At 60.4% G+C, this 25,883-nt stretch carries 19 protein-coding genes; 11 read left to right on the plus strand and 8 right to left on the minus strand.

Going from position 1 to position 25,883, the window contains the following annotated elements; all coding sequences use genetic code 11:
- The first annotated feature begins 1 nt into the window (after position 1).
- From xylB to AC6CWS_RS01900, 11 genes are all read left to right on the plus strand, one after another.
- Complete coding sequence (gene xylB / locus AC6CWS_RS01850; protein WP_080901725.1) at positions 2-1,465, plus strand: xylulokinase; 1,464 nt, start codon at positions 2-4, stop codon at positions 1,463-1,465.
- A 69-nt stretch (positions 1,466-1,534) separates the two neighbouring features.
- Positions 1,535-2,812, plus strand: a complete 1,278-nt coding sequence (gene dalT, locus AC6CWS_RS01855) for a D-arabinitol transporter (RefSeq protein ID WP_032453479.1) — start codon at positions 1,535-1,537, stop codon at positions 2,810-2,812.
- Between the two features lie 48 nt (positions 2,813-2,860).
- The gene (locus AC6CWS_RS01860; protein WP_080901726.1) at positions 2,861-3,523 is read left to right on the plus strand and encodes an HAD family hydrolase; all 663 of its coding nucleotides are present in this window, start codon (positions 2,861-2,863) and stop codon (positions 3,521-3,523) included.
- A gap of 297 nt (positions 3,524-3,820) precedes the next feature.
- Positions 3,821-4,975, plus strand: a complete 1,155-nt coding sequence (locus AC6CWS_RS01865; protein ID WP_498256379.1) for a mandelate racemase family protein — start codon at positions 3,821-3,823, stop codon at positions 4,973-4,975.
- A 119-nt stretch (positions 4,976-5,094) separates the two neighbouring features.
- On the plus strand, positions 5,095-6,717 hold the full coding sequence (locus AC6CWS_RS01870) for an ABC transporter substrate-binding protein (protein WP_080901727.1): 1,623 nt from the start codon (positions 5,095-5,097) through the stop codon (positions 6,715-6,717).
- Positions 6,714-7,751, plus strand: a complete 1,038-nt coding sequence (locus AC6CWS_RS01875; RefSeq protein WP_049592941.1) for an ABC transporter permease — start codon at positions 6,714-6,716, stop codon at positions 7,749-7,751. The genes AC6CWS_RS01870 and AC6CWS_RS01875 overlap by 4 nt, the downstream gene beginning before the upstream one ends.
- The gene (locus tag AC6CWS_RS01880) at positions 7,748-8,653 is read left to right on the plus strand and encodes an ABC transporter permease (RefSeq protein WP_004103766.1); all 906 of its coding nucleotides are present in this window, start codon (positions 7,748-7,750) and stop codon (positions 8,651-8,653) included. The genes AC6CWS_RS01875 and AC6CWS_RS01880 overlap by 4 nt, the downstream gene beginning before the upstream one ends.
- The gene (locus AC6CWS_RS01885) at positions 8,625-9,488 is read left to right on the plus strand and encodes an ABC transporter ATP-binding protein (RefSeq protein ID WP_004103764.1); all 864 of its coding nucleotides are present in this window, start codon (positions 8,625-8,627) and stop codon (positions 9,486-9,488) included. The genes AC6CWS_RS01880 and AC6CWS_RS01885 overlap by 29 nt, the downstream gene beginning before the upstream one ends.
- 10 nt (positions 9,489-9,498) lie before the next feature.
- A complete protein-coding gene (locus tag AC6CWS_RS01890) occupies positions 9,499-10,272 on the plus strand; it encodes an ABC transporter ATP-binding protein (RefSeq protein ID WP_080901728.1) in 774 nt (257 codons plus the stop codon).
- Between the two features lie 418 nt (positions 10,273-10,690).
- Entirely contained in the window at positions 10,691-11,500 is an 810-nt protein-coding gene (locus tag AC6CWS_RS01895) for a winged helix-turn-helix domain-containing protein (protein ID WP_080901729.1), read from the plus strand.
- The gene (locus tag AC6CWS_RS01900) at positions 11,487-11,957 is read left to right on the plus strand and encodes a YqeJ family protein (RefSeq protein WP_080901730.1); all 471 of its coding nucleotides are present in this window, start codon (positions 11,487-11,489) and stop codon (positions 11,955-11,957) included. The genes AC6CWS_RS01895 and AC6CWS_RS01900 overlap by 14 nt, the downstream gene beginning before the upstream one ends.
- On the opposite strand, the gene yegS is transcribed toward AC6CWS_RS01900, so the two are convergent.
- The 8 genes from yegS to AC6CWS_RS01940 form a co-directional block, all read right to left on the minus strand.
- Positions 11,958-12,854 carry a lipid kinase YegS gene (yegS, locus tag AC6CWS_RS01905; protein ID WP_075202482.1) on the minus strand — a complete coding sequence of 299 codons (897 nt, stop codon included), beginning with the start codon at positions 12,852-12,854 and terminating at the stop codon, positions 11,958-11,960.
- A gap of 242 nt (positions 12,855-13,096) precedes the next feature.
- Positions 13,097-14,458, minus strand: a complete 1,362-nt coding sequence (trhP, locus tag AC6CWS_RS01910; RefSeq protein WP_004201559.1) for a prephenate-dependent tRNA uridine(34) hydroxylase TrhP — start codon at positions 14,456-14,458, stop codon at positions 13,097-13,099.
- Positions 14,459-14,778: 320 nt separating this feature from the next.
- Complete coding sequence (gene baeR, locus AC6CWS_RS01915; protein WP_023290397.1) at positions 14,779-15,501, minus strand: envelope stress response regulator BaeR; 723 nt, start codon at positions 15,499-15,501, stop codon at positions 14,779-14,781.
- The gene (gene baeS, locus AC6CWS_RS01920) at positions 15,498-16,994 is read right to left on the minus strand and encodes an envelope stress sensor histidine kinase BaeS (protein WP_017899359.1); all 1,497 of its coding nucleotides are present in this window, start codon (positions 16,992-16,994) and stop codon (positions 15,498-15,500) included. The genes baeR and baeS overlap by 4 nt, the downstream gene beginning before the upstream one ends.
- Positions 16,991-18,406: an MFS transporter gene (locus AC6CWS_RS01925; protein ID WP_087849487.1), complete on the minus strand. Its 1,416-nt coding sequence runs from the start codon at positions 18,404-18,406 to the stop codon at positions 16,991-16,993. Before AC6CWS_RS01925 ends, baeS begins: the two co-directional genes overlap by 4 nt.
- A 1-nt stretch (position 18,407) precedes the next feature.
- A complete protein-coding gene (mdtC, locus tag AC6CWS_RS01930; protein WP_032453476.1) occupies positions 18,408-21,485 on the minus strand; it encodes a multidrug efflux RND transporter permease subunit MdtC in 3,078 nt (1,025 codons plus the stop codon).
- Positions 21,486-24,608, minus strand: a complete 3,123-nt coding sequence (locus AC6CWS_RS01935) for an MdtB/MuxB family multidrug efflux RND transporter permease subunit (protein WP_140599643.1) — start codon at positions 24,606-24,608, stop codon at positions 21,486-21,488.
- The gene (locus tag AC6CWS_RS01940; protein WP_101995165.1) at positions 24,608-25,846 is read right to left on the minus strand and encodes an MdtA/MuxA family multidrug efflux RND transporter periplasmic adaptor subunit; all 1,239 of its coding nucleotides are present in this window, start codon (positions 25,844-25,846) and stop codon (positions 24,608-24,610) included. Before AC6CWS_RS01940 ends, AC6CWS_RS01935 begins: the two co-directional genes overlap by 1 nt.
- Positions 25,847-25,883: the final 37 nt, after the last annotated feature.

Genomic DNA, 25,883 nt, shown 5'->3' on the forward strand with positions numbered 1-25,883 from the left:
TATGTATCTGGGTATCGATCTTGGCACATCGGAAGTCAAAGCGCTGGTCATTGATGAGAACAATGAGGTTATCGCCAGCCATAGCGCGCCGCTGAGCATTCAGCGGCCCCATCCGCACTGGTCAGAACAGTCGCCGCAGTCATGGTGGGAGGCGACGGAGTATCTGATGACCACGCTGAGGGAAAAATGCGCCCAGCACTGGCCGGCCATTAAGGCCATTGGCCTTTCCGGGCAGATGCACGGCGCGGTTCTGCTGGATGCCGACGGGGAGGTGATTCGCCCGGCAATCCTGTGGAACGACACCCGCTGCGCCGCGGAGTGCGCGGAGCTGGAGGAGAGGGCGCCGGAGCTGCATCAGGTGGCGGGAAACCTGGCGATGCCCGGCTTTACCGCGCCGAAGCTGCTGTGGGTGCGTCGCCATGAGCCGGAAAATTTTCAGCGCACCGCCACGGTGCTGCTGCCGAAGGATTATCTGCGCTACCGGATGACCGGTAAAAAAGTCTCCGATATGTCCGACGCCGCCGGGACGCTGTGGCTGGACGTGGCGAAGCGCGACTGGTCCGACGCTCTGCTGGATAAATGCGGCCTGGCGCGTAGCCAGATGCCGACCCTGGTCGAAGGCTGCGAGGTTTCCGCCACCCTTGACCCGCAGGTGGCCGAACGCTGGGGGCTGAACGCCTCGGTAGCGGTAGCCGGAGGCGGCGGCGATAACGCGGTCAGCGCCATAGGCGTCGGCGCGGTTTCGCCCGGGGATGCGTTCATTTCGCTTGGCACCTCCGGGGTGCTGTTTGTGGTGACCGACGCCTATCGTCCGGCTCCGCAGTCGGCGGTCCATGCGTTTTGTCACGTGCTGCCGAATCTGTGGCATCAGATGAGCGTGATGCTCAGCGCCGCCAGCTGTTTGCAGTGGTTCTGCCGCCTGACCGGCACCACGGAGGTGGCGCTGCTGGCGGAGATTGCCGAGCTAAGCGAGGAGGAGAAGGCCAACGCGCCGTTCTTCCTGCCCTATCTCTCCGGGGAACGTACGCCGCATAACGATCCTGACGCCCGCGGCATGTTCTGGGGTATGACCCACTCCAGCCTGCGCGCCCAGCTCGGCTACGCGGTGCTGGAGGGGGTGAGCTTTGGCATCAACGACGGCCTGCAGGTATTGAAAGAGAGCGGGACGCCGATCGCGCAGTGCTCGCTGGTGGGCGGTGGCGCCCGCAGTCCGTTCTGGGCCCAGCTGCTGGCCGATATTCTCGCTATGCCGGTGGTGACCCACAAAGGCGGAGAGACCGGCGGCGCGCTGGGCGCGGCGCGGCTGGCCTGCCTGGCGGCGGGCAAACCGGTTGCCGCGGTATGTGAAAAACCGGAAGTGTGGCAGACCTGGCGTGCGGATCCCGTTCGCCACCACACCCTGATGCAACGCTACGCGCAGTTTAAGGCCCTGTATTTAAACGATCTGCACTATCGGCAGCATTAATTTTTATCACCATAACCGCTCCGGTGAACTGACCGGAGCGGCCTCCTGTACCCTGAAAACGAGGTCATTATGTCTATCAATAATAAACAGTGGCTCGGTTTACCCCTGAACCTGCTCTGGGGATACATCGCCATTGCCGTATTTATGACCGGCGACGGTTTTGAATTAGCCTTTCTCTCGCACTATATCAAAGCGCTCGGATTCTCCCCGGCGGAGGCCTCCTTTGCCTTTACCCTCTACGGCCTGGCCGCCGCGCTGTCGGCATGGATCTCCGGCGTGGTGGCGGAAATTATTACGCCGCTGAAAACCATGATGATTGGCTTCGTGCTGTGGTGCGTATTCCACGTGCTGTTCCTCGTTTTCGGCCTCGGTCACGCCAACTATGCGCTGATCCTGGTTTTCTACGGCATTCGCGGCTTCGCGTATCCGCTATTCCTTTACTCGTTTATCGTGGCGATTGTCCATAACGTCAAAAGCGACAACGCCAGCTCGGCCATCGGCTGGTTCTGGGCGGTGTATTCCATCGGCATCGGCGTCTTCGGCAGCTATATTCCGAGTTTCACCATTCCGCACATTGGCGAAATGGGCACCCTGTGGCTGGCGCTGGCCTTCTGCGTTACCGGGGGCGTGATTGCTCTGGCTTCCCTGCGCCATATTAAAACGCCGCAGCATATGCAGAACCTGACCACCCGCGAGAAGTTTGCCGAGCTGGGCCGCGCCGCGACGCTGCTCTATACCAACCGCAATATTCTGCTGTCGAGCATGGTCAGGATCATCAATACCCTCTCGCTGTTCGGCTTTGCGGTGATTATGCCGATGATGTTCGTCGATGAGCTGGGCTTTAGCACCTCGGAATGGCTCCAGGTGTGGGCGGTCTTCTTCTTCACCACCATTTTCTCTAACGTGCTGTGGGGCATTCTGGGCGAAAAACTGGGCTGGATGAAGGTGGTGCGCTGGTTCGGCTGCATCGGGATGGCGCTCTCCAGCCTGGCGTTTTACTACATCCCTCAGCACTTCGGCCACAGCTTTGCGATGGCGCTGATCCCGGCCATCGCCCTGGGGATCTTTGTCGCCGCCTTCGTGCCGCTGGCCGCCGTGTTCCCGGCGCTGGAGCCGAAGCACAAAGGCGCGGCGATTTCGGTGTATAACCTGTCGGCGGGGATGTCGAACTTTCTCGCCCCGGCGATCGCCGTGGTGCTGCTGCCGTTCTTCAGCACCATTGGGGTCGTCATCGCCTATACCGCATTGTACGTGGTGGCCTTTTTCCTCTGTGCGTTTATCCGCGTCGAGCAGCCTGGATTTTCCCACAAGGAAGCGCCGGCCAGCGAGCAGGTGGAGTTCTCTTAAGGTGATGCGGCTGGCGTGCCAGGCATGCCAGCCTTAATGAGGTGAATGATGAGTATTCAGGCAGTGATTTTTGACATGGATGGCGTGATTATTGATTCCGAAAGCCTGTGGCGGCAGGCGCAAATCGACGCCCTCGCGCAGTGGGGGGCAACGGCGAGCGTCGAGGAGTGCGAAACCCTGACCAAAGGCAAGCGCCTCGATGAGATCGCCGGCACCTGGTGCCGCTATTTTCAGCTTAACGTTGCCCCGTCGCTGCTGGAAGACGCCATATTGCAGCGCATTACCGGCCTGATCGCCGCCGAAGGCGAGCCGATGCGCGGGGTGCATGAGGCGTTACGCTATTTTCGCCATGCCGGTTATAACATTGCCCTCGCCACGTCATCATCCCGCCAGGTTATCGCCGCCGTGCTGAACAAGCTCTCGCTGTGGCACTATTTTGATGTGATTTGCAGCGCGGACGATGAAGCACAGGGCAAGCCGCATCCGGCGGTGTATCTGACGACGTTGGATAAGCTTAATCTCGACGCCAGCCGGTGCCTGGTGATCGAAGACAGCTTCAACGGCTTTTGCGCGGCTCAGGCCGCGGGTATTCCTACGGTGGTGATTGCCGAAGATAGCCAGCACGCGCGTTTTCAGGCCGCCGTGGGCCGCTACCGGGCGCTGCCTGAACTGCTGGAAGCGCTTACCGCCGAGCCAGAGGCGGTCGCATAACTCACGCTTTCGTGAGCGCAGAAAATCCCGGGATGTACACGGTCGGTCACTCTCTCTTCTCCGCTCACGCACTTTTTTCTCCATGCCGATCCGCCTCACATTTCACTCATCTTTTGTGAAAACAGTCACGTCTTGTTGTGCCAATGCCCAAATTTATTGCCTTGCTTAGCGGTGTTTGTCCGAGGCACTGCTACGTAATTGTACTTAGATTAGATATTGAAACGTATTTTCAATAATGTGAAACCACCTTGCTGATTTGCTTCTATCGATCGGATTTGGCCGTGATAAGGATTGAGCATGAAAATTGAATCTGTGAATGTCACCGTTTTCCAGTATCCCACACGTCGGGTTTCCGACAGCGCCGGGCACTCCCATCCGGGGGCTGAAAGCATGGCCAAAATGGCGATGCTGACCATCACCGCTGATGATGGGGCGCAGGGTTTTTCGTTTGCGCCTCCGGAAGTCGTGCGCCCGTTCGTGGTGAATACTTTTTTCCGCAAAGTGCTGGTGGGGCAGGACCCGTTTAACCGCGAGCGTATCTGGCAGGATCTTAACCACTGGCAGCGCGGTAGTGCACATCAGCTAACGGAGCGCGCGCTGTCGTTTATTGAACAGGCGCTGTGGGATCTGATAGGCCGCAGCCTTAAGATGCCGGTTTACAAGCTGCTCGGCGGCTATCGCGACACCGTCCCGGCTTACGGCAGCACGATGTGCGGCGACGATCTGCCGGGTGGTCTGTCGACCCCAGAGGAGTATGCCGCCTTTGCCGAAAAGCTGGTCGCCCGCGGCTACAAGGCCATCAAGCTGCACACCTGGATGCCGCCAATCTCTTTTGCGCCCAATCCCAAAATGGATATTAAAGCCTGCGCGGCGGTGCGCGAAGCGGTAGGGCCGGATATTGACCTGATGATTGACGGCTATCACTGGTACAGCCGCGCCGAGGCGCTGTGGATCGGCAAAGAGCTGGAAAAACTCAATTTCGCCTGGTTTGAAGAGCCGATGGAGGAGGATTCGATGTCCTCCTACGCGTGGCTGGCGGAAAACCTGTCGATCCCCATCGTCGGGCCGGAGAGCTTCGGCGGCAAGCACCACATGCGCGCCGAATGGGTGAAAGCCGGATCCTGCGACATTCTGCGCGCCGGCGCTAACGGCGTGGGCGGTATTACCCCGACCATGAAGGTCGCGGCGCTGGCGGAATCTTTCGGCATGGATTGCGAAGTCCACGGCAACGGCGCGGCAAGCCTGGCGGTGGTCGGCGCGATCCGCAACTGCCGCTGGTACGAGCGCGGCTTGCTGCATCCGTTCCTCGACTACGATGAACCGGCGGCTTATCTCAATAGCATTGTTGACCCGATGGATGACCAGGGATTTGTGCATTTGTCACAACGTCCGGGCCTCGGCGAAGACATTAATTTTGCGTATATCGAAGCCAATACCGTTAGCCACGACTGATTCAAAAAAATATATGCCCGATGGCGCTGCGCTTATCGGGTCTGCGGCCCGGTAGGCCGGATAAGGCGAAAATGCCGCCATCCGGCAACATGTACCCTACAGTACAGGCAAACAGAGATATGAAAAAAAACTCCCTACTGGCAGCGTGCTTATTCACGCTCGCCGTGTCGATGGGAAGCGGGGCGGCGGTGGCGAAAACGCCGCCCGATCAGCTTATCATCGGCATGAATATGAATAACCTGCTCACCCTTGACCCGGCGGCGATGACCGGTAACGAAGTGGTGGGAATCGTGGTCAACCTCTACGACTCGCTGGTAGAGCTTGACCCTGAACAGCTCACCGACGTTAGGCCCGCGCTGGCGAAATCCTGGGATATCAGCCCCGACGGCAAAACCCTGACCTTTCATCTGCGCGACGACGTTAAGTTTCACTCCGGCAACCCGCTGACCGCCGCTGACGTGGTGTGGTCAATGCGGCGCATCCTGCACCTCAACCTGGCTCAGGCCTCGGTATGGAAATCCTATGGCTTCAGTAAGAAAAATATCGACAGCCAGGTCAGCGCGCCGGACCGCTTCACGGTGCAAATCGAGTTACCCAAAGATAACGATCCGCAGCTGGTGATTTACTCGCTGGCGGCGCTGGGCAACCTCGGGGTGCTGGACAGTAAAACGGTGCAAAGCCACCAGCAGGATAACGACTGGGGTAACCGCTGGCTGACCACCCATGAAGCCGGTTCCGGGCCGTTTACGCTGGAAACCTGGCAGGCAAAAGATGTGCTGCGCATGAAGCGCAATCCTGACTACTGGCGCGGCGAGGCGAAAATGAGCCGCGTGGTGCTGCGCCATTTCCAGGAGTCGCAAACCCTGCGTCTGATGATCGAAAAAGGCGACCTCGATATTGCCAACAATATGGCGGTTTCCGATATTAACGCCCTGCGCAGTGACCCGCAGCTGACCGTCGATGCGGTGCAGCGCGGCACCATGTACTACGTGGCGATGAGCATGAAAGAGGCGCACTTCGCCCAACCGAAAGTGCGCGAAGCGGTGCGCTATCTGATTGATTACCAGGGTATCAATAAAGCGCTGATGCCGGGCTACGGTGTGCTGCACCAGCGACCGATTAAGGCGGGCATACCGTCTACGCTGCCTGACCCTGGCTATAAGCTGGACGTGGCGCGGGCGAAAAAGCTGCTGGCGGAAGCGGGTTATCCCAACGGCTTTGATACCACGCTGCGGGTCCTCTCCGATCAGCCATTTCTTAACATCGCTATCGCCGTGCAGTCGACGCTGATGCAGGCGGGGATTAACGCCAAAATCATCACCGGCACCGGTAACCAGATCTACGGCGCGATGCGCGAGCGTAAATTTGACCTGCTGGTGGGACGCGGCGGCAGCGGAATGGAGCCGCATCCGCACTCCAGCCTGCGCGCGCTGGTCTATAACCCGGATAACAGCGATGAGGCGCGTCTGACCAACTTTCAGGGCTGGCGTACCGGTTTTTACGACCCGCAGCTCAATACGATGATTGACCAGGCCCTGCTGGAACGCGATCCGCAAAAACAGGTGGCTGACTACCAGGCCATCCAGGCGCGCTACGACCAGCTGGTTCCGGCTTTAATTCCGCTTTCGCAGATGGTCGATTCCGTGGTGGTGCGCAACGAGGTACGAGAGTATCAGCCGCACCCCTCCGCCACCACTTTTCTGCGTGACGTCTATAAAGTCCGCGAAGGAGAGAAAGGATGAGTACCGCAATCCTTGCGCCCGGCTCACGCGGCCGGCGCTTATCCAAACGGCTGCTGCAGGTGGTGATTACGCTGTTCGGCCTGCTGCTGCTGACCTTTACCATTGGTCGCGTCATGCCTATCGACCCGGTGCTGGCGATCGTCGGTCCGGATGCTGACCAGAGTACCTATCAGCAGGTTTACCAGCAGCTGGGGTTTGATAAATCGCTGGCCACCCAGTTTGGCATCTATTTCGTCAACCTGCTGCACGGCGATCTGGGCAATGCGCTGCTGACCGGGAAACCGGTGGTGGACGATATTATCCGCGTCTTCCCGGCCACCATGGAGCTGGCGACGATGGCGATTCTCGTCGGCGCGGGTCTCGGAATTCCGCTGGGCGTGCTGGCGGCGGCGCGACGCAATAGCTTCTCCGATTATGTGGTACGCATTATCAGCCTGGCGGGCTACTCGACGCCGATTTTCTGGGTCGGAATGATGGGGCTGCTGGTTTTCTATGCCTGGCTCGGCTGGGTGGGCGGCGCCGGGCGGGTAGACCTCGGTCTGGACGGCATTGTGCCGCGCCGTACCGGCCTGATGACCGTTGATGCGCTGCTGGCAGGAAATGGACAGGTGTTCTGGAACGCCATTAATCATCTGATTCTTCCAGCCTCGCTGCTGGGTTTTCACTCGCTGGCTTATATCAGCCGTATGACCCGCAGCTTTATGCTGGCCCAGCTGTCGCAGGAGTTCATTATTACCGCGAGGGTGAAAGGGCTGACCGAGCGTCAGGTTATCTGGAACCATGCGTTTCGTAACATCCTCGTGCAGCTGCTGACGGTGGTGGCGCTGGCCTACGGCGCGCTGCTGGAAGGCGCGGTGCTGATTGAAACCGTCTTCTCATGGCCGGGTTTCGGCTCCTATCTTACCGGTAGCCTGCTGCTGGGCGATATGAATGCGGTGATGGGCTGCGTGCTGCTGGTGGGAGTGATCTTCGTGATGCTCAACCTGCTCTCCGACATGCTGTATCAATTCTTTGACCCGAGGACAAAATCATGACCGTTTCTCTGGATTCGCCGCTTTCGGGCGGTGCGGGCGAAGGCCGTCAGCGGCTGCAACGCGCGGCGGCGCGGGCCGTCGGGTTTATCGGCAAAATGGCGCGCAACCCGCTAACGGCCATCGGCGGAGGAATTATCTTTCTGCTTCTGGTGGTGGCGATTTTCGCGCCGCTGATTGCGCCTTATAACCCGCTGGTGCAGGACCTGAACAGCGCGCTGGTCGCGCCGAATGCGCAGCACTGGTTCGGCACCGATGAGTTTGGCCGGGATATCTTTAGTCGCCTGGTGTACGGCTCGCGCATCACGCTCTATATCGTGCTGCTGGTCTCGGTGACCGTCGGTCCGCTCGGGCTGCTGCTGGGCGTCAGCGCCGGCTATTTCGGCGGTAAAGTCGATATGGTGCTGATGCGCGTCACCGATATTTTCATCTCCTTCCCGAGTCTGGTTCTGGCGCTGGCGTTTGTCGCCGCCTTAGGGCCGGGGCTGGAGCACGTGGTTATCGCCATCACGCTTACCGCCTGGCCGCCGATAGCCCGTCTGGCGCGCGCCGAAACGCTCTCTCTGCGCCAGGCCGATTTTATCTCCGCCGTGCGTCTGCAGGGCGCTTCATCGTCCCGCGTCCTCTGGCGCCATATCGTGCCGCTGTGTCTGCCCTCGGTCATTATCCGTATCACCATGAATATGGCCGGGATCATTCTGACCGCGGCCGGTCTCGGCTTTCTCGGGCTCGGCGCGCAGCCGCCGGAGCCGGAGTGGGGAGCGATGATCTCCAGCGGGCGCACTTATATGATGGAGTGCTGGTGGGTCGTAACAATTCCGGGGCTGGCGATTCTGATCAACAGCTTAGCGTTCAACTTCTTAGGAGATGGCCTACGTGACATCCTCGATCCCCGCAGTGAATAATGCTCCGCTGCTCGACGTGCGCGATCTGTGCGTCGACTTTGTTAACGGCAGCGCGGTGACCCATGCCGTGCGCGGCGTCTCCTTCCAGCTGGGGCGCGAAAAGCTGGCGATTGTCGGCGAGTCCGGTTCGGGTAAGTCCACCGTTGGGCGCGCGCTGCTGCAGCTGCATCCGAAAAAGGCCCGCGTCAGCGCCAGCCGCATGCAGTTTGCCGACCTCGATCTGCAGCATCTTAGCGAAGCGCAGATGCGCGGCGTACGCGGCAAACGTATCTCTATGATTATGCAGGACCCGAAATATTCGCTTAATCCGGTGGTCTGCGTGGGTAAGCAAATCGCCGAGGCCTGGCTTACTCATCATCCCGGGCGCAAAGATGAGGCGAAAGCCAGGGCGCTGGAGATGCTGGAGGTAGTGCGTATTCGCCAGCCGGAGCGCGTTTATCAGCTTTATCCGCATGAAATATCCGGCGGACAGGGGCAGCGCATCATGATCGCCATGATGCTGATTACCGACCCGGAACTGATCATTGCCGATGAGCCCACCTCCGCGCTGGATGTGTCGGTGCGCCTGCAGGTGCTGGGCCTGCTGGATGACCTGGTTCAGTCGCGCGGGCTGGGGCTGATTTTTATCAGCCACGATATCAACCTGGTGCGCAGCTTCTGCGACCGCGTACTGGTGATGTACGCCGGACGGGTAGTGGAGTCCATTGCTGCTAAAGATCTCGATAACGCCCGTCATCCCTATACTCAGGGATTGATTAACTCGCTGCCGGATATGCAGCATCGTCGCCCGATACTGCCGGTGCTGCAGCGTCAGGCCAGCTGGTTAACGGAATAAGGAGCGGATGATGATTGAAGTTCAACATCTCAACCTCGCGTTTGGCGAGGGGGAGAAGCGTAACCAGGTGCTGTATGACGTCAGTTTCCACGTTAAGCCCGGCGAGATCTACGGTCTGGTAGGCGAGTCCGGCTCCGGTAAAACGACGGTGCTCAAGTGCCTGGCGGGGCTGTTTACCCACTGGCAGGGGGCGCTGGCCATCGATGCTCAGCGCTTAGGGCATGAAATTAGCCGCAGGCGCTGCCGTCAGGTGCAGATGGTATTTCAGGACCCCTACGGATCGCTGCATCCTCGTCACACCATTGGCGATATCCTCGAAGAGCCGCTGCAGATCCATCGTATCAACGACCGCGACCGGCGGATCAATGCGCTGCTGGACAAAGTTGGCCTCAACCGTGCCTTTCGCGAGCGCTATCCGCATCAGCTCTCCGGCGGGCAGCGGCAGCGCGTGGCGATAGCCAGAGCGCTGATTCTTGAGCCTCAGGTACTGCTGCTGGATGAGCCGACGTCGGCGCTGGATGTGTCGGTGCAGGCGGAGATCCTCAATCTGCTGGCAGAATTGCAGCAGGAGGCTAAGCTCACTTACCTGATGGTTACTCACGATCTCGGGGTTATTGCCCATTTATGCCAGACCGTGGCGGTGATGCAGTACGGGAAGATCCTTGAAACCCTGACGGTCGATGCGCTGGTCAGCGGCGAGGCGCGGACGGCCTATACGCAGATGCTGGTCAACGCCAGTCGGCAATATACGCGCGAAATGGCGCGCGAGGTGGCGGCATACTAAGCTTTATGGCGCATTTGTCACGCGGGAAATGCGCCCATTTTATAGATAAAACTTTGAAACGATATGTAGTTATAGTTATAAATATCGTCTATTAATGTAAATGTGGTATTTAGATCTAAAATGAAAGTATCTGTTGTGTGAATGCATCTTTTACGAATTATAACTTGTATTTATTATTTTTTTTGAAATAAATAGCCAATTTCAATTCGAAGTACAAAATATTCCGTTCTGTAAATTCATTTAAACCTTGCTAATAACAAGGAAAAACTGCGTATTACGCCTCCAGATCTGCTGAGTAATAGAGTAAACTCGCCTGCGAATAATCTTAAGATGTCATCAACGTCATGGCGGATTACCCTATTTATAGTAGGGTACCCCCTGCCGCCCATCCACGTGATTACTATTCTCAGAGAACAGGATGGAAAAAATATATACGATTAATGGAAGAATTGCCTTTTTTCCTCAGCGTAGCGCTCTAATACTTATTGCTGACGAGACGAAAACGGTTTTCTTAAATATGCCGGCCAGTCGCTGTTTATTACTGCTTATTCAGCATGATGGCAATACTGTTGCCCGCGAAACCTTTTTTGAGGAAGTGTGGATAAAGCATGGCGCCCAGGTAACCAGCAACGGTTTTTACCAGAATATTTCCCTGTTACGTCGGGCATTTAAAGAGCTGGGGGTAGACGAGGATATTATTATTACGGTGCCGAGGGTAGGCGTCAGGCTGGATGCAACATTAACGGTTACGGAATCTCAGCCGCGCGATGTAGAGAAGGCACCGACGGCGGAGGAGCCACAAGCGCCCGTTGACGAGCCTGTTCATAAGGAGGTCGCAGCTGCGAGTTTGCCCGAAAAAAAGCGGTTAAGGCCGCGACGCTCTCTTTTGTGGGGGCTTGCGGCGCTGCTGAGTTGTCTGGTTTGTGGATTTGTTGCGTGGCAAACAGAATTCGAATCTTATTTGCAAATTTATTCGCCCATAATTGCTAAATTTTCGCAACAATGTCACTTCTTTGCCAATAATGACGTAGTTGACCATGTTCGTCATGTCAATTTTATCAAGCGCAGTAAATTTGAATGCGAAGAATATCCATGGATTTATTTGACGCTTTATCCCGGGCAAGCGCGGGTGTCGGTGATTCGCTGCCGTCAGCCATTTAGTCAATGGCGTGATAATCAATGCCTCACCAAATATTACATTAAGGAGGTAGTCAATGCGCCGGCGTGAAATTAAATGGTTAATCGCTATCGTATTTATCGGAGTATTAAGCGGTATGACGATAAAATCCTGGCAATACTGGCAGCGCAATCATTTCCAGTGCAGCGGTGAGATGCGGCTATTAAACTCAGGTTATCAGGGCGATATTTCATTACGCTTCGTATTTGATAGCACCCGTGGGCTGGTGATTGTCCGGGGAGAGATTACGCCGCCGCAGGGTGAATCGTTTACCATCAACCAGAACATCTGGTTTAGCTTTACCCGCGACGGCCAGCACTACTTCCTGCGATCGGAAACCGTCTCTGTCAGCATCGGCGAAACCGAGCAGGAGAAGCATATTAACAACATCCTGCCCAAGTTTTTCCTGCAGCCGCAGGTGCCGTTTTACCTTAATATTCAGCGGCTCAATCAACGAACCCGGCTGCTGTATACCAGCCGGGCGCCGTCTTTGCTTTGCGAAACCTGATCAACGTAGCAGCGGGCAGTCGGGCGGCAGCCGGCAGCGCAGGGCCGCCGGTAACAGCTCCATGCGGAAAGTTTTGCCGGTCAGCGGTTCGCCGTCGAGGTTAAACGTCATCTCATGAGGGGCGGTGATCTCAAACCACGAGGAGACGCCGTCGACAATATTCGGCGAGTTTTCCGGATTCGCCAGGGTGCTGAAGAGGGCAGGGATCAGCTCTTCGCCGGTGAAAATGCGCAGATGCAGCAGGCCGTCGTTAATCAACGCCTCCGGACACAGCTGCTGGCCGCCGCCCGCCTGGCGGCCGTTGCCGATGCCGATGACCAGCGCATCGCCCTGCCAGTGAAAGTTCTCCCCGCGGATCTCGCAGCGGTCCGGCTTCAGGGTATCCATGCGCATCAGGCCGTGGATTAAATAAGAGACACCGCCGAGCGCGGCTTTGAGCTTTTCCGGCGTTTCGGTGGTGATCCGGGTGCCGAACCCGCCGGTCGCCATATTAATAAAGCCGGTCTTATCATTAACCCGGGCGATATCTATCGGCACATCGCGGCCGACGATCGCCAGCTTCAGGGCGCTGGCCAGATCCTGCGGAATACCGACGCTGGTGGCGAAGTCGTTGGCCGTGCCCAGCGGTAAAATCCCCAGCGCCATCCTGCTGCCGCGCTCCACCAGCGCCGTCGCCACTTCATTAATGGTGCCGTCGCCGCCGCCGGCGATCACCGTTTCAACGTTCAGCTGCAGGGCTTCATCGATAAACCGCACGGCATCGCCCTTTTCCCAGGTGACGCGGACGTGAATATCGATCCCTTCGTCGCGCAACAGGTTAACCGCCTCGCGTAGCTGCGGTTCATTGGCACCTTTGCCGTTAAGGATCAGTAAGCTGGCAGGAAACGTAGACATCATCAAGGGAACCTTTATTGCTCAATGTTGCATAAAGTGTACCGCATGACGCCAGCGAAGACCGGAGGAGAGACAAAAAAATAAGCCCGCGTAAGGGAGATTACGCAGGCTAAGGAGGTGGTTCCTGGTACAACTAGCATTTATGGGTTATGTTTTTCAGCGAAATGGATGATACCTGTTTCGATCGAAACGGTATGTGATCCGATTCTAATATCCTTACATCGTGAAAAAATAACGCAAATTAACTAGTTACCGTGCGGATTTCTGGTTGTCTGACCAGTAAAGTTGCGCATCAGCAGCGCATACTGCAGGGGCAGGTCATCCGGCACAGGCAACCATACGGTATAGCCGTCGCCCGGGGCCACCGGCATGGCTTCGCCTTTGCCATTTTCCATATGCTCGAGGGTAAAGTTGACGTTACCCTGCGGGGTCATCAGTTCGAGACTGTCGCCAACGCTGAACTTATTTTTGACCGCCACAGCCGCCAGCGGGCCGTTACGCTCCCCGGTAAATTCGCCGACAAACTGCTGGCGCTCGGAGAGGGAGTAGCCGTACTCGTAGTTCTGATAATCGTCATGGGTATGGCGGCGCAGGAAGCCTTCGGTATACCCGCGATGGGCCAGCCCTTCCAGCGTTTCCAGCAGGCTGGTATCGAACGGTTTGCCGGCGGCAGCGTCGTCGATCGCCTTGCGGTAAACCTGTGCGGTGCGCGCGCAGTAATAGAAGGATTTGGTGCGGCCTTCGATCTTCAGCGAGTGAACGCCCATCTGGGTCAGACGCTCAACGTGGGCGATAGCCCGCAGATCTTTCGAGTTCATGATGTAGGTGCCGTGCTCGTCCTCGAAGGCGGTCATGTACTCGCCCGGGCGTTTGGCTTCCTCGATCATAAAGACTTTATCGGTCGGCGCGCCGATGCCGAGGGTTGGCTCCACCGTCTGCACCGGGATCGGCTCATATTTGTGGACGATGTTGCCGACGTCGTCCTCTTTGCCTTCCGCCACGTTATATTCCCAGCGGCAGGCGTTGGTGCAGGTGCCCTGGTTCGGGTCGCGCTTGTTGATATACCCGGAGAGCAGGCAGCGGCCGGAGTAGGCCATGCACAGCGCGCCGTGGACGAAAATCTCAATTTCCATCTCCGGCACCTGGCGGCGAATTTCTTCGATTTCATCCAGCGACAGTTCACGCGACAGGATCACGCGGGTCAGCCCCATCTGCTGCCAGAATTTGACCGTCGCCCAGTTGACGGCGTTGGCCTGCACCGAAAGATGGATCGGCATATCCGGAAAGTTTTCCCGCACCAGCATGATTAAACCCGGATCGGACATGATCAGCGCGTCCGGACCCATCTCCACCACCGGCTTCAGATCGCGAATAAACGTTTTCAGCTTGGCGTTATGCGGGGCGATGTTGACCACCACATAGAATTTTTTACCCAGCGCGTGGGCTTCATTGATGCCGAGCTGCAGATTTTCGTGATTGAATTCGTTGTTACGCACGCGCAGCGAGTAGCGCGGCTGGCCGGCATAAACGGCATCGGCGCCATAGGCGAAAGCGTAACGCATATTCTTCAGCGTTCCCGCCGGGGAAAGGAGTTCTGGTTTAAACATGGTGTTCTCGTTCTGATGACAGGTCAGATTCGCCGCACCCGGTACGGCGAGTTGGGGGAGTGTCCCCACATTAAGGGCGGGCATTGTAGCGCCGCGGCGAAGGGGAGTAAATATCAGATGGGTATCTTTCAGCATGGCTAATTTGTTTGCCATTTTGAACCTGGGCAGTGCTCGTACTGACAGCACTAATAACGCCTGGTGGGATAGGCTCTATGGAATTCCCCCGGGTTGCGGCGTAAACGCCTTACCCGGGCTACGGATTGCAGACGGCGGTGAACGTGTAGCCCGGCTAAGCGCAGCGCGAGCCGGGAAAAGGCTAACTACGCCAGCCGGCAGGCGTCCGCTTCCCAGCGATAGCCAACGCCGTATACGGCGCGGATAAACGACTGTTCGGCGTCCAGCGCCTCCAGTTTGCGCCGCAGGTTCTTGATGTGGCTGTCGATGGTGCGGTCGGTCACTACCCGATAGTCGTCATACAGATGGTTGAGCAACTGTTCGCGGGAGAAGACCTTCCCCGGCTCCTGGGAGAGGGTTTTCAGCAGCCGGAACTCGGCGGGGGTGAGGTCCAGCAGCTTGTCGCGCCATGAGGCCTGAAAACGCCCCTCGTCGACAATCAGCGGGCTTTGGGCGTCCAGCGCCTGCAGGTCGCGCTGCGGCTTGCAGCGGCGGAGGATGGTTTTCACCCGGGCGACCACTTCCCGCGGGCTGTAGGGCTTGCAGATATAGTCGTCGGCGCCGATCTCCAGCCCCAGCAGGCGGTCGATCTCTTCGATTTTCGCCGTCACCATCACCACCGGAACGTCGGAGAAGCGGCGGATTTCCCGGCACAGCGTCAGGCCGTCGGTGCCGGGCAGCATCAGATCCAGCAGGATTAGATCCGGCGGGGTCTGCCGAACGTAGGGCAGGACCTTGTCGCCATGGTTAATCAGCGTAGGCGCATAGCCGGCGGCCTGCAGATAATCAATCAGCAGCTGGCCGAGCTTGGGTTCATCTTCCACGATCAGAATGCGCGGGGTGTTTTCATCTACAGGCAATTCAGTCATACGTCTCTCGGTAAATCATGTTCCAGAGGTAACTCAACTTTAATGCTAACCCCGCCAAAAGGCGAATGGTCGGCGCGCAGGGTGCCGCCGTGGGCCGCTACGATATTGAGGCAAATCGCCAGCCCGAGGCCGGAGCCGCCGCTGGCGCGGTTGCGCGATCCTTCCGCCCGATAAAAGCGTTCGCACAGCCGGGCCAACTGCTCATCGCTGACCCCGGGGGCGCTGTCGGCGAAGTCGATCACCAGCATCCGTCCGCTGCGGCGGGCGGTAATGTGCAGGCTGCCGCCGCTGTCGGTATAGCGCAGGCTGTTCTCCAGCAGATTGTTGAAGAGCTGCATCAGGCGGTCGCGGTCGCCGAAGATCATCGCCTGCTCCGGGAGCGACACCTGAATGCTTAGCTGCCGGCCGGCGAAGCGCTCGCGAAACGCGCCTGCGGCCACCTCCAGCAGGGTGATGATATCCAGCGAGGTTTTCTGGTAGGCCAGTGCGCCCTCATCGGACATCGACAGCTGGTGAAGGTCGTCCACCAGCTTGGTGAGGGTGGCGACCTCGGCCTGCAGGGAGGGAATGGACTCAGGAGTGAAGCGCCGGACCCCGTCCTGAATTGCCTCCAGTTCGCCGCGCAGCACCGCCAGCGGGGTACGCAGTTCATGGGAGATGTCGGCCATCAGATCGCGACGCATCTGCTGGTTGCGCTCCAGGGTGCTGGCGAGCTGGTTAAAATCCTGCGCCAGGCGGCCGAGCTCATCGCCGCCGGTCACCGTCACGCGGGTGGAAAAGTCGCCCGCCGCCAGCTTATGGGTGCCTTCCACCAGCCGCTTCACCGGCGCCAGCAGGCCGCGGGCCAGCGGGAAGGTGGCCAGCGCGGCAAGCAGGGTGGCAAGGGCAACGATCAGCCAGCTGGTGCGCTTCTGCTGCCGGTCGAAGTTAATGTCGGTATTGCGGGTTAGCCGCTCCACCGGCGAGGCGATCACTCTGCCTACCTCCACGCCGTTGACCATAATGCTGCGCTGGCTGCCGTCCTCCGGCACGCGCTCGCGGGGGCCAACCAGCACGCGGCCAGACTGATCGACCACCCAGAACATGGTGCGCCAGCCGTGGGGCGGCATTTCCGGCCTCGGGCGCGGGCCGTCAGGGGGGCCATCCGGCGGCGGCCCGTCCGGACCGGCGTCCGGCGCGTCCATCGCCCCCGGCTTCATGGCGTGCCCCGGCGGCGAGCGGTCGTCATTATCCCGTTCGAAGGTGCGCAGCAGCTGGAAGATAAAGCGGTCATTATTACGCAGAAACGCCCAACTGCCGTGCTGGGCATACTGCTCGCTCAGCGCGTCGCTGAGCATGGTTAACCGCTGCTCATTGCCGCGCTTGATGTAATCGATAAACCCGCGTTCGAAACTGATGCGCACCGCCCAGTGCATGCTGATCAGCAGCACGATGCAGGTGGCGAAAATAGCGAGGAACAGCTTACCGGTAATGCCCGGGCGCCAAAATTTCACGATCCACTCCTGTTGCGTCGACGAATGACGGTATTACTGCCGACGTCATCCGGTACCCGGGAAAAGATGAGCGCTGGCAGGGCGATGATCGCCGCCATGCTCAGATAGGTATAGAGAAAGACCTGATGGGTGCCGGCGGCGTCGAGGCTCAGATGCTGCTGGCCGTACAGCCCCAGCAGCAGCCCGGCGATGGTCACGCCAATACTCATCGACAACTGCATCACCATCGACAGCAGACTGTTGCCGCTGCTGGCCAGATCGTCGGGGAGATCTTTCAGGGTCAGGGTATTCATCGAGGAGAAGCGGCTGGCGTTGATCATCCCCTGCAGAAACAGGATCAGCGGCAGCACGTAATACCAGCCCGCCAGGGCGCTAAACATAAACAGCAGGCTGACCGCCGCCAGCCCCAGAGTGCTGGCGACCAGCACCCGACGATAGCCGAAGCGGTTGACCACCTGGACCACGATCCGCTTCATCCCCATGCTGCCGAGCACCATCGGGATCATCATCAGCCCGGCGTGGAAGGGGCTAAAGCCGAGGCCGATCTGCAGAAACACCGGGGTCATAAACGGCAGCATGCCGCTGCCGACGCGCCCGGCGAAGCTGCCGCCGAGGCCAAGGGAGAAGGTGCGGTTGCGAAACAGGTTGAGGCTGAACAGCGCCCGGGCGTTACCGCGGGCATGCCAAAGATACAGCAGCAGGGCGGCGAGGCCGATGACCACCAGTCCCGCCAGCCAGGCGGGGGAAATGCCGAGCCCTTTCTGGCCGTCCAGGGCCAGGGTCAGGGTCGCCATCCCGGCCGCCAGCAGCACAAAGCCGGCGAGATCGAAGCGCCGGGTCTGCATGGTGTAGTTGGGCATCAGGCAGAGGGTGGCGATGGCCCCGACGATCCCCACCGGGATGTTAATAAGGAAGATCCAGTGCCAGGAGGCGTACTCCACCAGCACCCCGCCCAGCGCCGGGCCGAGCAGGGGGCCGACCTGCCCCGGCAGGGTAACGAAGGTCATCGCCGCCATGTACTGATCGCGCGGGACGATCTTCATCACCGTCAGGCGGCCGACCGGCACCATCATCGCGCCGCCGACACCCTGCAGCACCCGGGCCATCACCAGCTGGTCGAGGGTGCTGGCCTGGGCGCAAAACAGCGATCCGGCGGTAAACAGCACGATGGCGGTAAAGAAAATATTGCGCACCCCGACCCGGTCGGCCAGCCAGCCGCTGGCCGGGAGCATCACCGCCACCGTCAGGACATAGGAGACGATGATCATATGCATATGCAGCGGACTCTCCCCGAGGCTTTTGGCCATCGAGGGGAGGGCGGTGTTGACGATGGTGGTGTCCAGCGACTGCATAAAGAAGCCGAACGCCACTATCCATAGCTGCCAGCGCACGCTGGCCGGGAGGTCTGTCATCTTATTCGCTTACCGGTTGAGTGGAATGACGCGAAAAACGCAGCCGCAAACGGTCAAAGAAAAGATAGACCACTGGCGTGGTGTAGAGCGTTAACAGCTGGCTCATCACCAGACCGCCGACGATGGTGATCCCCAGCGGCTGGCGCAGCTCGGAGCCGTCGCCGCCGGAGAGCACCAGCGGCAGGGCGCCGAACAGCGCGGCGAGGGTGGTCATCATAATCGGCCGGAAACGCAGCAGGCAGGCCTGGAAAATCGCCTCTTCCGGCGTCAGGTTGCCGGTGCGCTGCGCCTCAAGGGCAAAATCAACCATCATGATGGCGTTTTTCTTCACGATGCCAATTAATAACATGATCCCGATAAGGGCGATGAGGCTAAACGGGGCATCGAATATCTCCAGCGCCAGCAGCGCGCCCACCCCGGCGGAGGGCAGCGTCGAAAGGATGGTCAACGGATGCACATAGCTCTCGTAGAGCATCCCCAGCACGATATAGACCGTGGCGATGGCCGCGAGGATCAGGATCACCTGCGCGTTCATGGTCTGCTGGAACACCTGAGCGGTACCGGCAAAGGAGCCGCGTACGGTGGACGGCACCCCGAGCTGGGTCATCGCGCGGTTAATCGCCTCGCTGGCTTCCGACAGCGAGCGGCCGGTGGGCAGGTTAAAGGAGATAGTGGACGCCGCCGACAGCCCCTGGTGGTTCACCGACAGCGGGGCGTTGGCCGGCTGCCATTTGGCGAAGTAGGCCAGCGGGATCGGCTTGCCCTCGCTGTTGATGACAAACATCTTATCCAGGGCGCTGACGTCCTGGGTATAGGCCGGGTCGACCTGCATCACCACTTTATACTGGTTCAGCGGCTGGTAGATGGTGGAGATCTGCCGCTGGCCGAAGGCGTTGTTCAGCAGGTTGTTGGCGTCCTGAACGCTGATGCCAAGGCGCGACATGGTATCCCGGTCATAGACCAGGTCCATTTCGGCGCCATTATCCTGCTGATCCGAGTTGACGTCCGCCAGCTCAGGCAACGCCGCCAGCGCTTTGCGGATCTTCGGCTCCCATTCGCGCAGCGCCGACAGGTCATCGGACAGTAGGGTGTACTGATAGCTGGCGTTCGACTGCCGGCCGCCGACGCGGATATCCTGCACCGCCATCAGGAACAGATTGGCCCCGGGCTCGTTGGCCAGCTTTTTGCGCAGCCGGTCGATCACCTGCTGCGCCGTCTCGTGGCGCTGGTCGCGCGGTTTGAGGGTGATAAACATCATCCCGCTGTTGACCCGCGAGCCGCCGGTAAACCCGGTGACGTTATCCACTGCCGGATCTTCGCGAATGATCTGCATAAAGTCCTGCAGCTTGCCGCGCATCGCCTGGAAGGAGATGCTCTGGTCGGCCTGAATGCCGCCCATCAGCACCCCGGTGTCCTGCTCCGGGAAGAAGGTTTTCGGGATCGAGATATAGAGCCAGACGCTGAGGGCGATGGTGCCCAGCACCACCAGGCCGGTCAGGCGGCTGTGCTTTAGCACCCATTTTAACGACTTACCATAGCCGCCCTGCATGGCCACCAGCAGGCGGCCAAAGCCGCGGTTGCGCGTCGGCTGGTGGGGTTTGCCGCTTTTCAGCAGCCAGCCGCACATCATCGGCGTCAGGGTGAGGGAGACCGCCAGCGAGATGCCGATCGCCACCGACAGGGTGACGGCGAACTCGCGCAGCAGGCGGCCGGGCAGGCCGCCCATCAGCAGCAGCGGCAAAAACACCGCCACCAGCGACAGGCTCATCGACAGGACGGTAAAGCCGACCTCGCGGCTCCCCTGCAGCGCCGCCTGCAGCGGTTTCATCCCCGCCTCCAGATGGCGGGAGATATTCTCCAGCACCACGATGGCGTCATCCACCACGAAGCCGGTGGCAATGGTCAGCGCCATCAGCGACAGGTTGTTAAGACTGAAGCCGCACAGGTACATGGCGGCGAAGGTACCGATCAGCGAAACCGGAACCGCTACCGCCGGGATCAGCGTCGCGCGCCCGGAGCGCAGGAAGAGGAAGACCACCAGGATCACCAGCGCCACCGAGATCACCAGCGTCTGCTCCACCTCCTCCAGCGAGGCGCGAATAGTCGGCGAGCGGTCCTGGGCGATCTGCAGATCGATGGCCGCCGGAATGGTCTGCTGCAGCTCCGGCAGGCGGGCGCGGATGCTGTCCACCGTCTGGATGATATTGGCTTCCGGCAGTTTGCGGATCATCAGCAGGATCGCTGGTTTGGCGTTGGTCATCCCGGCGTTGCGCACATCCTGCACCGAATCCGAGACGGTGGCGACATCCCCCAGCCGCACCGCGGCGCCGTTCTGGTAGTGGACGATCAGCGGCTGATAGTCGGCGGCGGTCTTCAGCTCATCGTTGGTCTGCACCTGCCAGCGGTGGGCGCTGTCCTCCAGCGCCCCCTGCGGTTTGCGCACGTTAGCGTCGCTGATGGCGGTGCGCACCGCGTCCAGCGACACGCCCTGGTTGAACAGCGCCTGCGGGTTGAGGTCGACGCGCACCGCCGGCAGGGAGCTGCCGCCGACGTCGACATCGCCGACGCCGTCGATCTGCGCGATGGTCTGCGCCAGCTGGGTGGAGGCGAAATCATACAGCTCACCCTGGGAGTAGGTATCCGAGGTCAGCGTCAGGATCATGATCGGCGCATCCGACGGGTTGGCTTTGCGGTAGGTCGGACGGCTCGGCATCCCGCTCGGCAGCAGGCTTTGCGCGGCGTTGATCGCCGCCTGGACGTCGCGCGCCGCGCCGTTGATATCGCGGTCGAAGTTAAACTCGAGAATGATGCGGGTGCTGCCGAGCGAGCTGGAGGAGGTCATCTCATTGACCCCGGCAATCCGCCCCAGGGAGCGCTCCAGCGGGGTGGCCACCGACGAGGCCATGGTCTCCGGCGAGGCCCCCGGCAGCGAGGCGCTGACCATGATCACCGGGAAATCCACCTGCGGCAGCGGGGCCACCGGCAGCAGCCGGAAGCCGAGAATGCCGCACAGGGTGATGGCCAGCGAGATGAGGATCGTCGCCACCGGGCGGTAAATGAAGAGGGCGAAAAACTTCACTTACGCCTCCTCTTCCTGACGCGGGAAGCGACGCTTCAGATGCAGCGACAGGCGGTCGAACAGCAGGTAGATCACCGGGGTGGTGAACAGGGTCAGCACCTGGCTGAGCATCAGACCGCCGACCATGCCGATCCCCAGCGGACGCCGCAGCTCGGCGCCGACGCCGGTGCTCAGCATCAGCGGCAGGGCGCCGAGCAGGGCGGCGAGGGTGGTCATCAGGATCGGGCGAAAACGCAGCAGACAGGCCTGATAGATCGCCTCCCGCGGCGGCATACCCTGCTCGCGCTCGGCGGCCAGCGCGAAGTCGATCATCATGATGGCGTTCTTCTTCACGATGCCGATCAGCAGGATGATGCCGATGATGGCGATCACATCCAGCTCGCTGCCCGCCAGCCACAGCGCCAGCAGCGCCCCGACCCCGGCGGTGGGCAGGGTGGAGAGAATGGTGATCGGATGGATAAAGCTCTCATACAGCACCCCCAGCACGATATACATCGCCACCACCGCGGCCACGACCAGCCAGACGGTGCTGCCCAGCGCCGACTGGAAGGCCAGCGAGCTGCCCTGGAACTGGGTGCGGATATCGGTCGGGAAATCCAGCGACTGTTCGGCGGTGAGGATCGCCTCCACCGCTTCGCCGAGCGAATAGTTGTCCGGCACGTTAAACGAGATGGTGGTCACCGGGAACTGATCGAGGTGGTTCACCGACAGCGGGGTAAAGCGTTGCTCCACCGTGGCGATGGCGGTCAGCGGCACAATGCCGCCGTCGCTGCTGGTCAGGCGGATATTATCCAGCGCCGCCAGGCCCGGCGTCGCTTCGGTATCCTGCTCAAGCACCACGCGATACTGATTCGCCTGGGTGTAAATGGTGGAGATCAGCCGCTGGCCGAAGGCGTTATACAGCGCGTTATCGACGTCCGCCATCGAGATACCGAGGCGGCTGGCGCTGTCCCGGTCCACCTTGATGTAGGCGGCCAGGCCTTTGTCCTGCCAGTCGCTGCTGACGTCGGCCAGCTGCGGCTGAGCCTGCAGGCGGCTGAGCAGCGGCGGCACCCAGGTGCTCAGCGCCTCGAGGGAGTTCGCCTGCAGTGTGAACTGGTACTGGGTGCGGCTCACCGTGGTGTCGATGGTCAGATCCTGGGTCGGCTGCAGATAGAGCGCCACGCCGGGGACGCCGGCCACCGCCTGCTGCAGACGGCTAATCACCGTCTGAACGCGGTCGTCGCGTTCATCCAGCGGCTTGAGGTTGATCTGCAGGCGGGCGCTGTTCAGCGCCGGGTTGGTGCCGTCGACGCCGACAAACGATGTCAGGCTCTCCACCGCCGGATCCTTGAGGATAATGTCGGAAACCTGCTGCTGGCGCTGGGCCATGCTGGCGAAGGAGACCGACTGCGGCGCCTGGAGGGTGCCCTGGATAATGCCGTTATCCTGAATCGGGAAGAAGCCTTTGGGAATAAAGATCCACAGGAGGATCGACAGCGCCAGGGTGCTCAGGGCGACGCCGAGCGTCAGCCACGGATGGTTCAGCACCCGGCTCAGCCAGCGGCCATAGACGGCGATCACCCGGTCGAAGAAGCGCTCGCTGGCCCGCGAGAAGCGGTTCTGCTTGCGCAGCGATTCGTGGCTTAACATGCGGGCGCACATCATCGGCGTCAGGGTCAGGGAGACCACCGCCGAGATAAGAATAGCGACGGCAAGGGTGACAGCGAATTCGCGGAACAGGCGGCCGACGATATCGCCCATAAACAGCAGCGGGATCAGCACCGCGATCAGCGAGAAGGTGAGGGAGATAATGGTGAAGCCAATTTCCCCTGCGCCTTTCAGCGCGGCGGCCAGCGGTTTCTCGCCTTTTTCGATATAGCGCGAGATGTTCTCGATCACCACGATGGCGTCATCCACCACAAAGCCGGTGGCGATGGTCAGGGCCATCAGCGTCAGGTTGTTGATGGAGAAGTCAAGGAACACCATCACCGCGAAGGTGCCCACCAGCGACAGCGGCACCGCGACGCCGGGAATAATGGTCGCCGGGACGTTGCGCAGGAACAGATAGATGATCATCACCACCAGGGCGATGGCCAGCATCAGCTCAAACTGCGTGTCGCGCACCGAGGCGCGAATATTGGTGGTCCGGTCGGAAAGAACCTGCACCTTCACCGATTTTGGCAGGCTCTCGGTGAGCTGCGGCAGCATCTGGTGAATGCTGTCGGCGGTGTCGATAATGTTGGCCCCCGGCTGACGCTGGACGTTCATCACGATGGCCCGCTGCTGGTTGGCCCACGCCCCCAGCCAGCTGTTCTCAGCGCCTTGTTCGACGCTGGCGACGTCGCCAAGGCGGATCGGCGCCCCGTTCTGATAAGCGATAATCAGCCGGCGGTAATCCTCAGCGGACTGCATCTGATCGTTAGCGGAAAGCGTCACCGCGCGGGCCGGGCCGTCGAGGCTGCCTTTCGCGGAGTTAACGTTGGCGCTGGTGATGGCGGTGCGCACGGTTTCGCTGGTCAGGCCGAGGGCGGCGATGGCCTGGGCGTTCAGCTTGACCCGCACCGCCGGGCGCTGGCCGCCGGCGAGGGTCACCAGACCGACGCCGGAAACCTGAGAAATCTTCTGCGCCACCCGGGTCTCCACCATATCCTCCACCTGGGTCATCGGAATGGCCGAGGAGGTGACGGCGAGGGTCATGATCGGCGGATCCGCCGGGTTAACCTTGCTGTAGACCGGCGGGTTGGGCAGATCGCTCGGCAGCAGGTTGGTGGCGGCGTTAATGGCCGCCTGCACTTCCTGCTCGGCGACGTCCAGCGGCAGGGTCAGCTGGAACTGGAGCGTGACGACCGAGGCGCCGCCGGAGCTTTGGGAGGACATCTGCTTAAGGCCGGACATCTGGCCGAACTGGCGCTCCAGCGGGGCGGTGATGGCGGAGGTCACCACGTCCGGGCTGGCGCCCGGATAGAGGGTGACCACCTGGATGGTCGGGTAATCGACCTCCGGCAGGGCGGAGACCGGCAGAAAACGGTAGCCGATGATCCCGGCCAGCAGGATCGCCACCATCAGCAGCGTGGTGGCCACCGGACGCATAATAAATAGCCGGGACGGGCCGCCGGTGCGGCCTGGGGGTAACACCTGCATCAGGAACGCGCTCCGTGTTTACCGCTCTGGCGCGGGGCGGGCTGCGCCTGCTCGCCGCTGCTGGCGGTGACAACTTCCACTTTCGCCCCTTCGGTCAGGCGGTCAATCCCGTCGGTGACCACGCGATCCCCGGCGGAAAGCCCGGCGCTGATCACCACTTTCTGGCTGTCCTGAATCCCCGGAGTGACGCTGTGTTTGCTGACCTTATTCTCATCGTTCAGCACCCATACAAAATGCCCTTCGTTGCCCATCTGCAGGGCGGCGGCAGGGATCACCACCGCGTTCTGCTGGGTATCCACCAGCAGGCGGGCATTAACGAACTGGTTGGGGAACAGGACGTCGTCCAGATTGCTAAAGCGCGCCTTCAGCTTGATGGTCCCGGTGGTCGCATCGATCTGGTTGTCGAGGCTCAGCAGCTCCCCGACGCTGATTTTCTGCTTATTGGTGCGGTCCCAGGCTTCGACGCTGAGCGCTTTGCCCGCTTTCTGCGCCTGCACCACCGTGGCGATGGTGCTTTCCGGCAGGGTAAAGACCACGTCGATCGGGTGCGTCTGGGTGAGAACCACAATCCCGGTGGTATCCCCGCTGGAAATCTGGTTGCCAATATCCACCTGCTTTAAGCCGACGCGGCCGTCAATCGGCGCGGTGATGCGCGTCCAGTCGAGCTGCAGCTGGGCGCTGGCGACGGCCGCTTCATCGGCCTTCACGGTGCCGGCGGATTCCACCACCAGCGACTGCTGGGTGTCGAGCTCCTGGCGGGAGACGAGGTTGGTTTTCACCAGCTGCTGGTAACGGGCCAGATCGCGGCGGGCGTTGGCCAGGGTGGCGTTATCTTTCGCCAGCTGACCCTGCGCCTGGGCGAGGGCCACCTTAAACTGGCTGGGGTCGATCTGCGCCAGCAGATCGCCGGCTTTGACCTGCTGCCCCTCCTGGAAGTGAAGGCTCAGCAGCTGGCCGTCGACCCGGCTGCGGACGGTGACGGTATTGGCCGCCGTCACGGTACCCAGTCCGGTAAGATAGCGCGGCACCGCTTGTTCGGTCGCGGTGGCGGCCTGCACCGGCGCCAGCGCGCCGCCAAAGCGACCATGGCGCGCGCCGCCCGGCCCCTGCGGACCCTGCCCGGCGGCGGGCGTCCCGCTGCCGCTCGTTCCACGATCGTGCCAGAACCAGTAGGCGGTCCCGGCGATAATCACTACCGCCAGCGCGGCGCCCCAACGACGTATGTTACTGCCTTTCATTAGTTTACGGTCTCATCCTGAAGCGTTTCGCTGAATG

It is taken from the genome of Klebsiella sp. M041, assembly GCF_059759695.1.

Coding starts and splice junctions, on each gene's coding strand:
- AC6CWS_RS01880 (WP_004103766.1), top strand. CDS start 7,748: ATGACCGTTTCTCTGGATTCGCCGCTTTCGGGCGGTGCGGGCGAAGGC.
- AC6CWS_RS01865 (WP_498256379.1), top strand. CDS start 3,821: ATGAAAATTGAATCTGTGAATGTCACCGTTTTCCAGTATCCCACACGT.
- trhP (WP_004201559.1), bottom strand. CDS start 14,458: ATGTTTAAACCAGAACTCCTTTCCCCGGCGGGAACGCTGAAGAATATG.
- AC6CWS_RS01890 (WP_080901728.1), top strand. CDS start 9,499: ATGATTGAAGTTCAACATCTCAACCTCGCGTTTGGCGAGGGGGAGAAG.
- AC6CWS_RS01935 (WP_140599643.1), bottom strand. CDS start 24,608: ATGCAGGTGTTACCCCCAGGCCGCACCGGCGGCCCGTCCCGGCTATTT.
- AC6CWS_RS01870 (WP_080901727.1), top strand. CDS start 5,095: ATGAAAAAAAACTCCCTACTGGCAGCGTGCTTATTCACGCTCGCCGTG.
- AC6CWS_RS01925 (WP_087849487.1), bottom strand. CDS start 18,406: ATGACAGACCTCCCGGCCAGCGTGCGCTGGCAGCTATGGATAGTGGCG.
- AC6CWS_RS01940 (WP_101995165.1), bottom strand. CDS start 25,846: ATGAAAGGCAGTAACATACGTCGTTGGGGCGCCGCGCTGGCGGTAGTG.
- AC6CWS_RS01895 (WP_080901729.1), top strand. CDS start 10,691: ATGGAAAAAATATATACGATTAATGGAAGAATTGCCTTTTTTCCTCAG.
- AC6CWS_RS01875 (WP_049592941.1), top strand. CDS start 6,714: ATGAGTACCGCAATCCTTGCGCCCGGCTCACGCGGCCGGCGCTTATCC.
- xylB (WP_080901725.1), top strand. CDS start 2: ATGTATCTGGGTATCGATCTTGGCACATCGGAAGTCAAAGCGCTGGTC.
- AC6CWS_RS01900 (WP_080901730.1), top strand. CDS start 11,487: ATGCGCCGGCGTGAAATTAAATGGTTAATCGCTATCGTATTTATCGGA.
- AC6CWS_RS01860 (WP_080901726.1), top strand. CDS start 2,861: ATGAGTATTCAGGCAGTGATTTTTGACATGGATGGCGTGATTATTGAT.
- dalT (WP_032453479.1), top strand. CDS start 1,535: ATGTCTATCAATAATAAACAGTGGCTCGGTTTACCCCTGAACCTGCTC.
- baeR (WP_023290397.1), bottom strand. CDS start 15,501: ATGACTGAATTGCCTGTAGATGAAAACACCCCGCGCATTCTGATCGTG.
- yegS (WP_075202482.1), bottom strand. CDS start 12,854: ATGATGTCTACGTTTCCTGCCAGCTTACTGATCCTTAACGGCAAAGGT.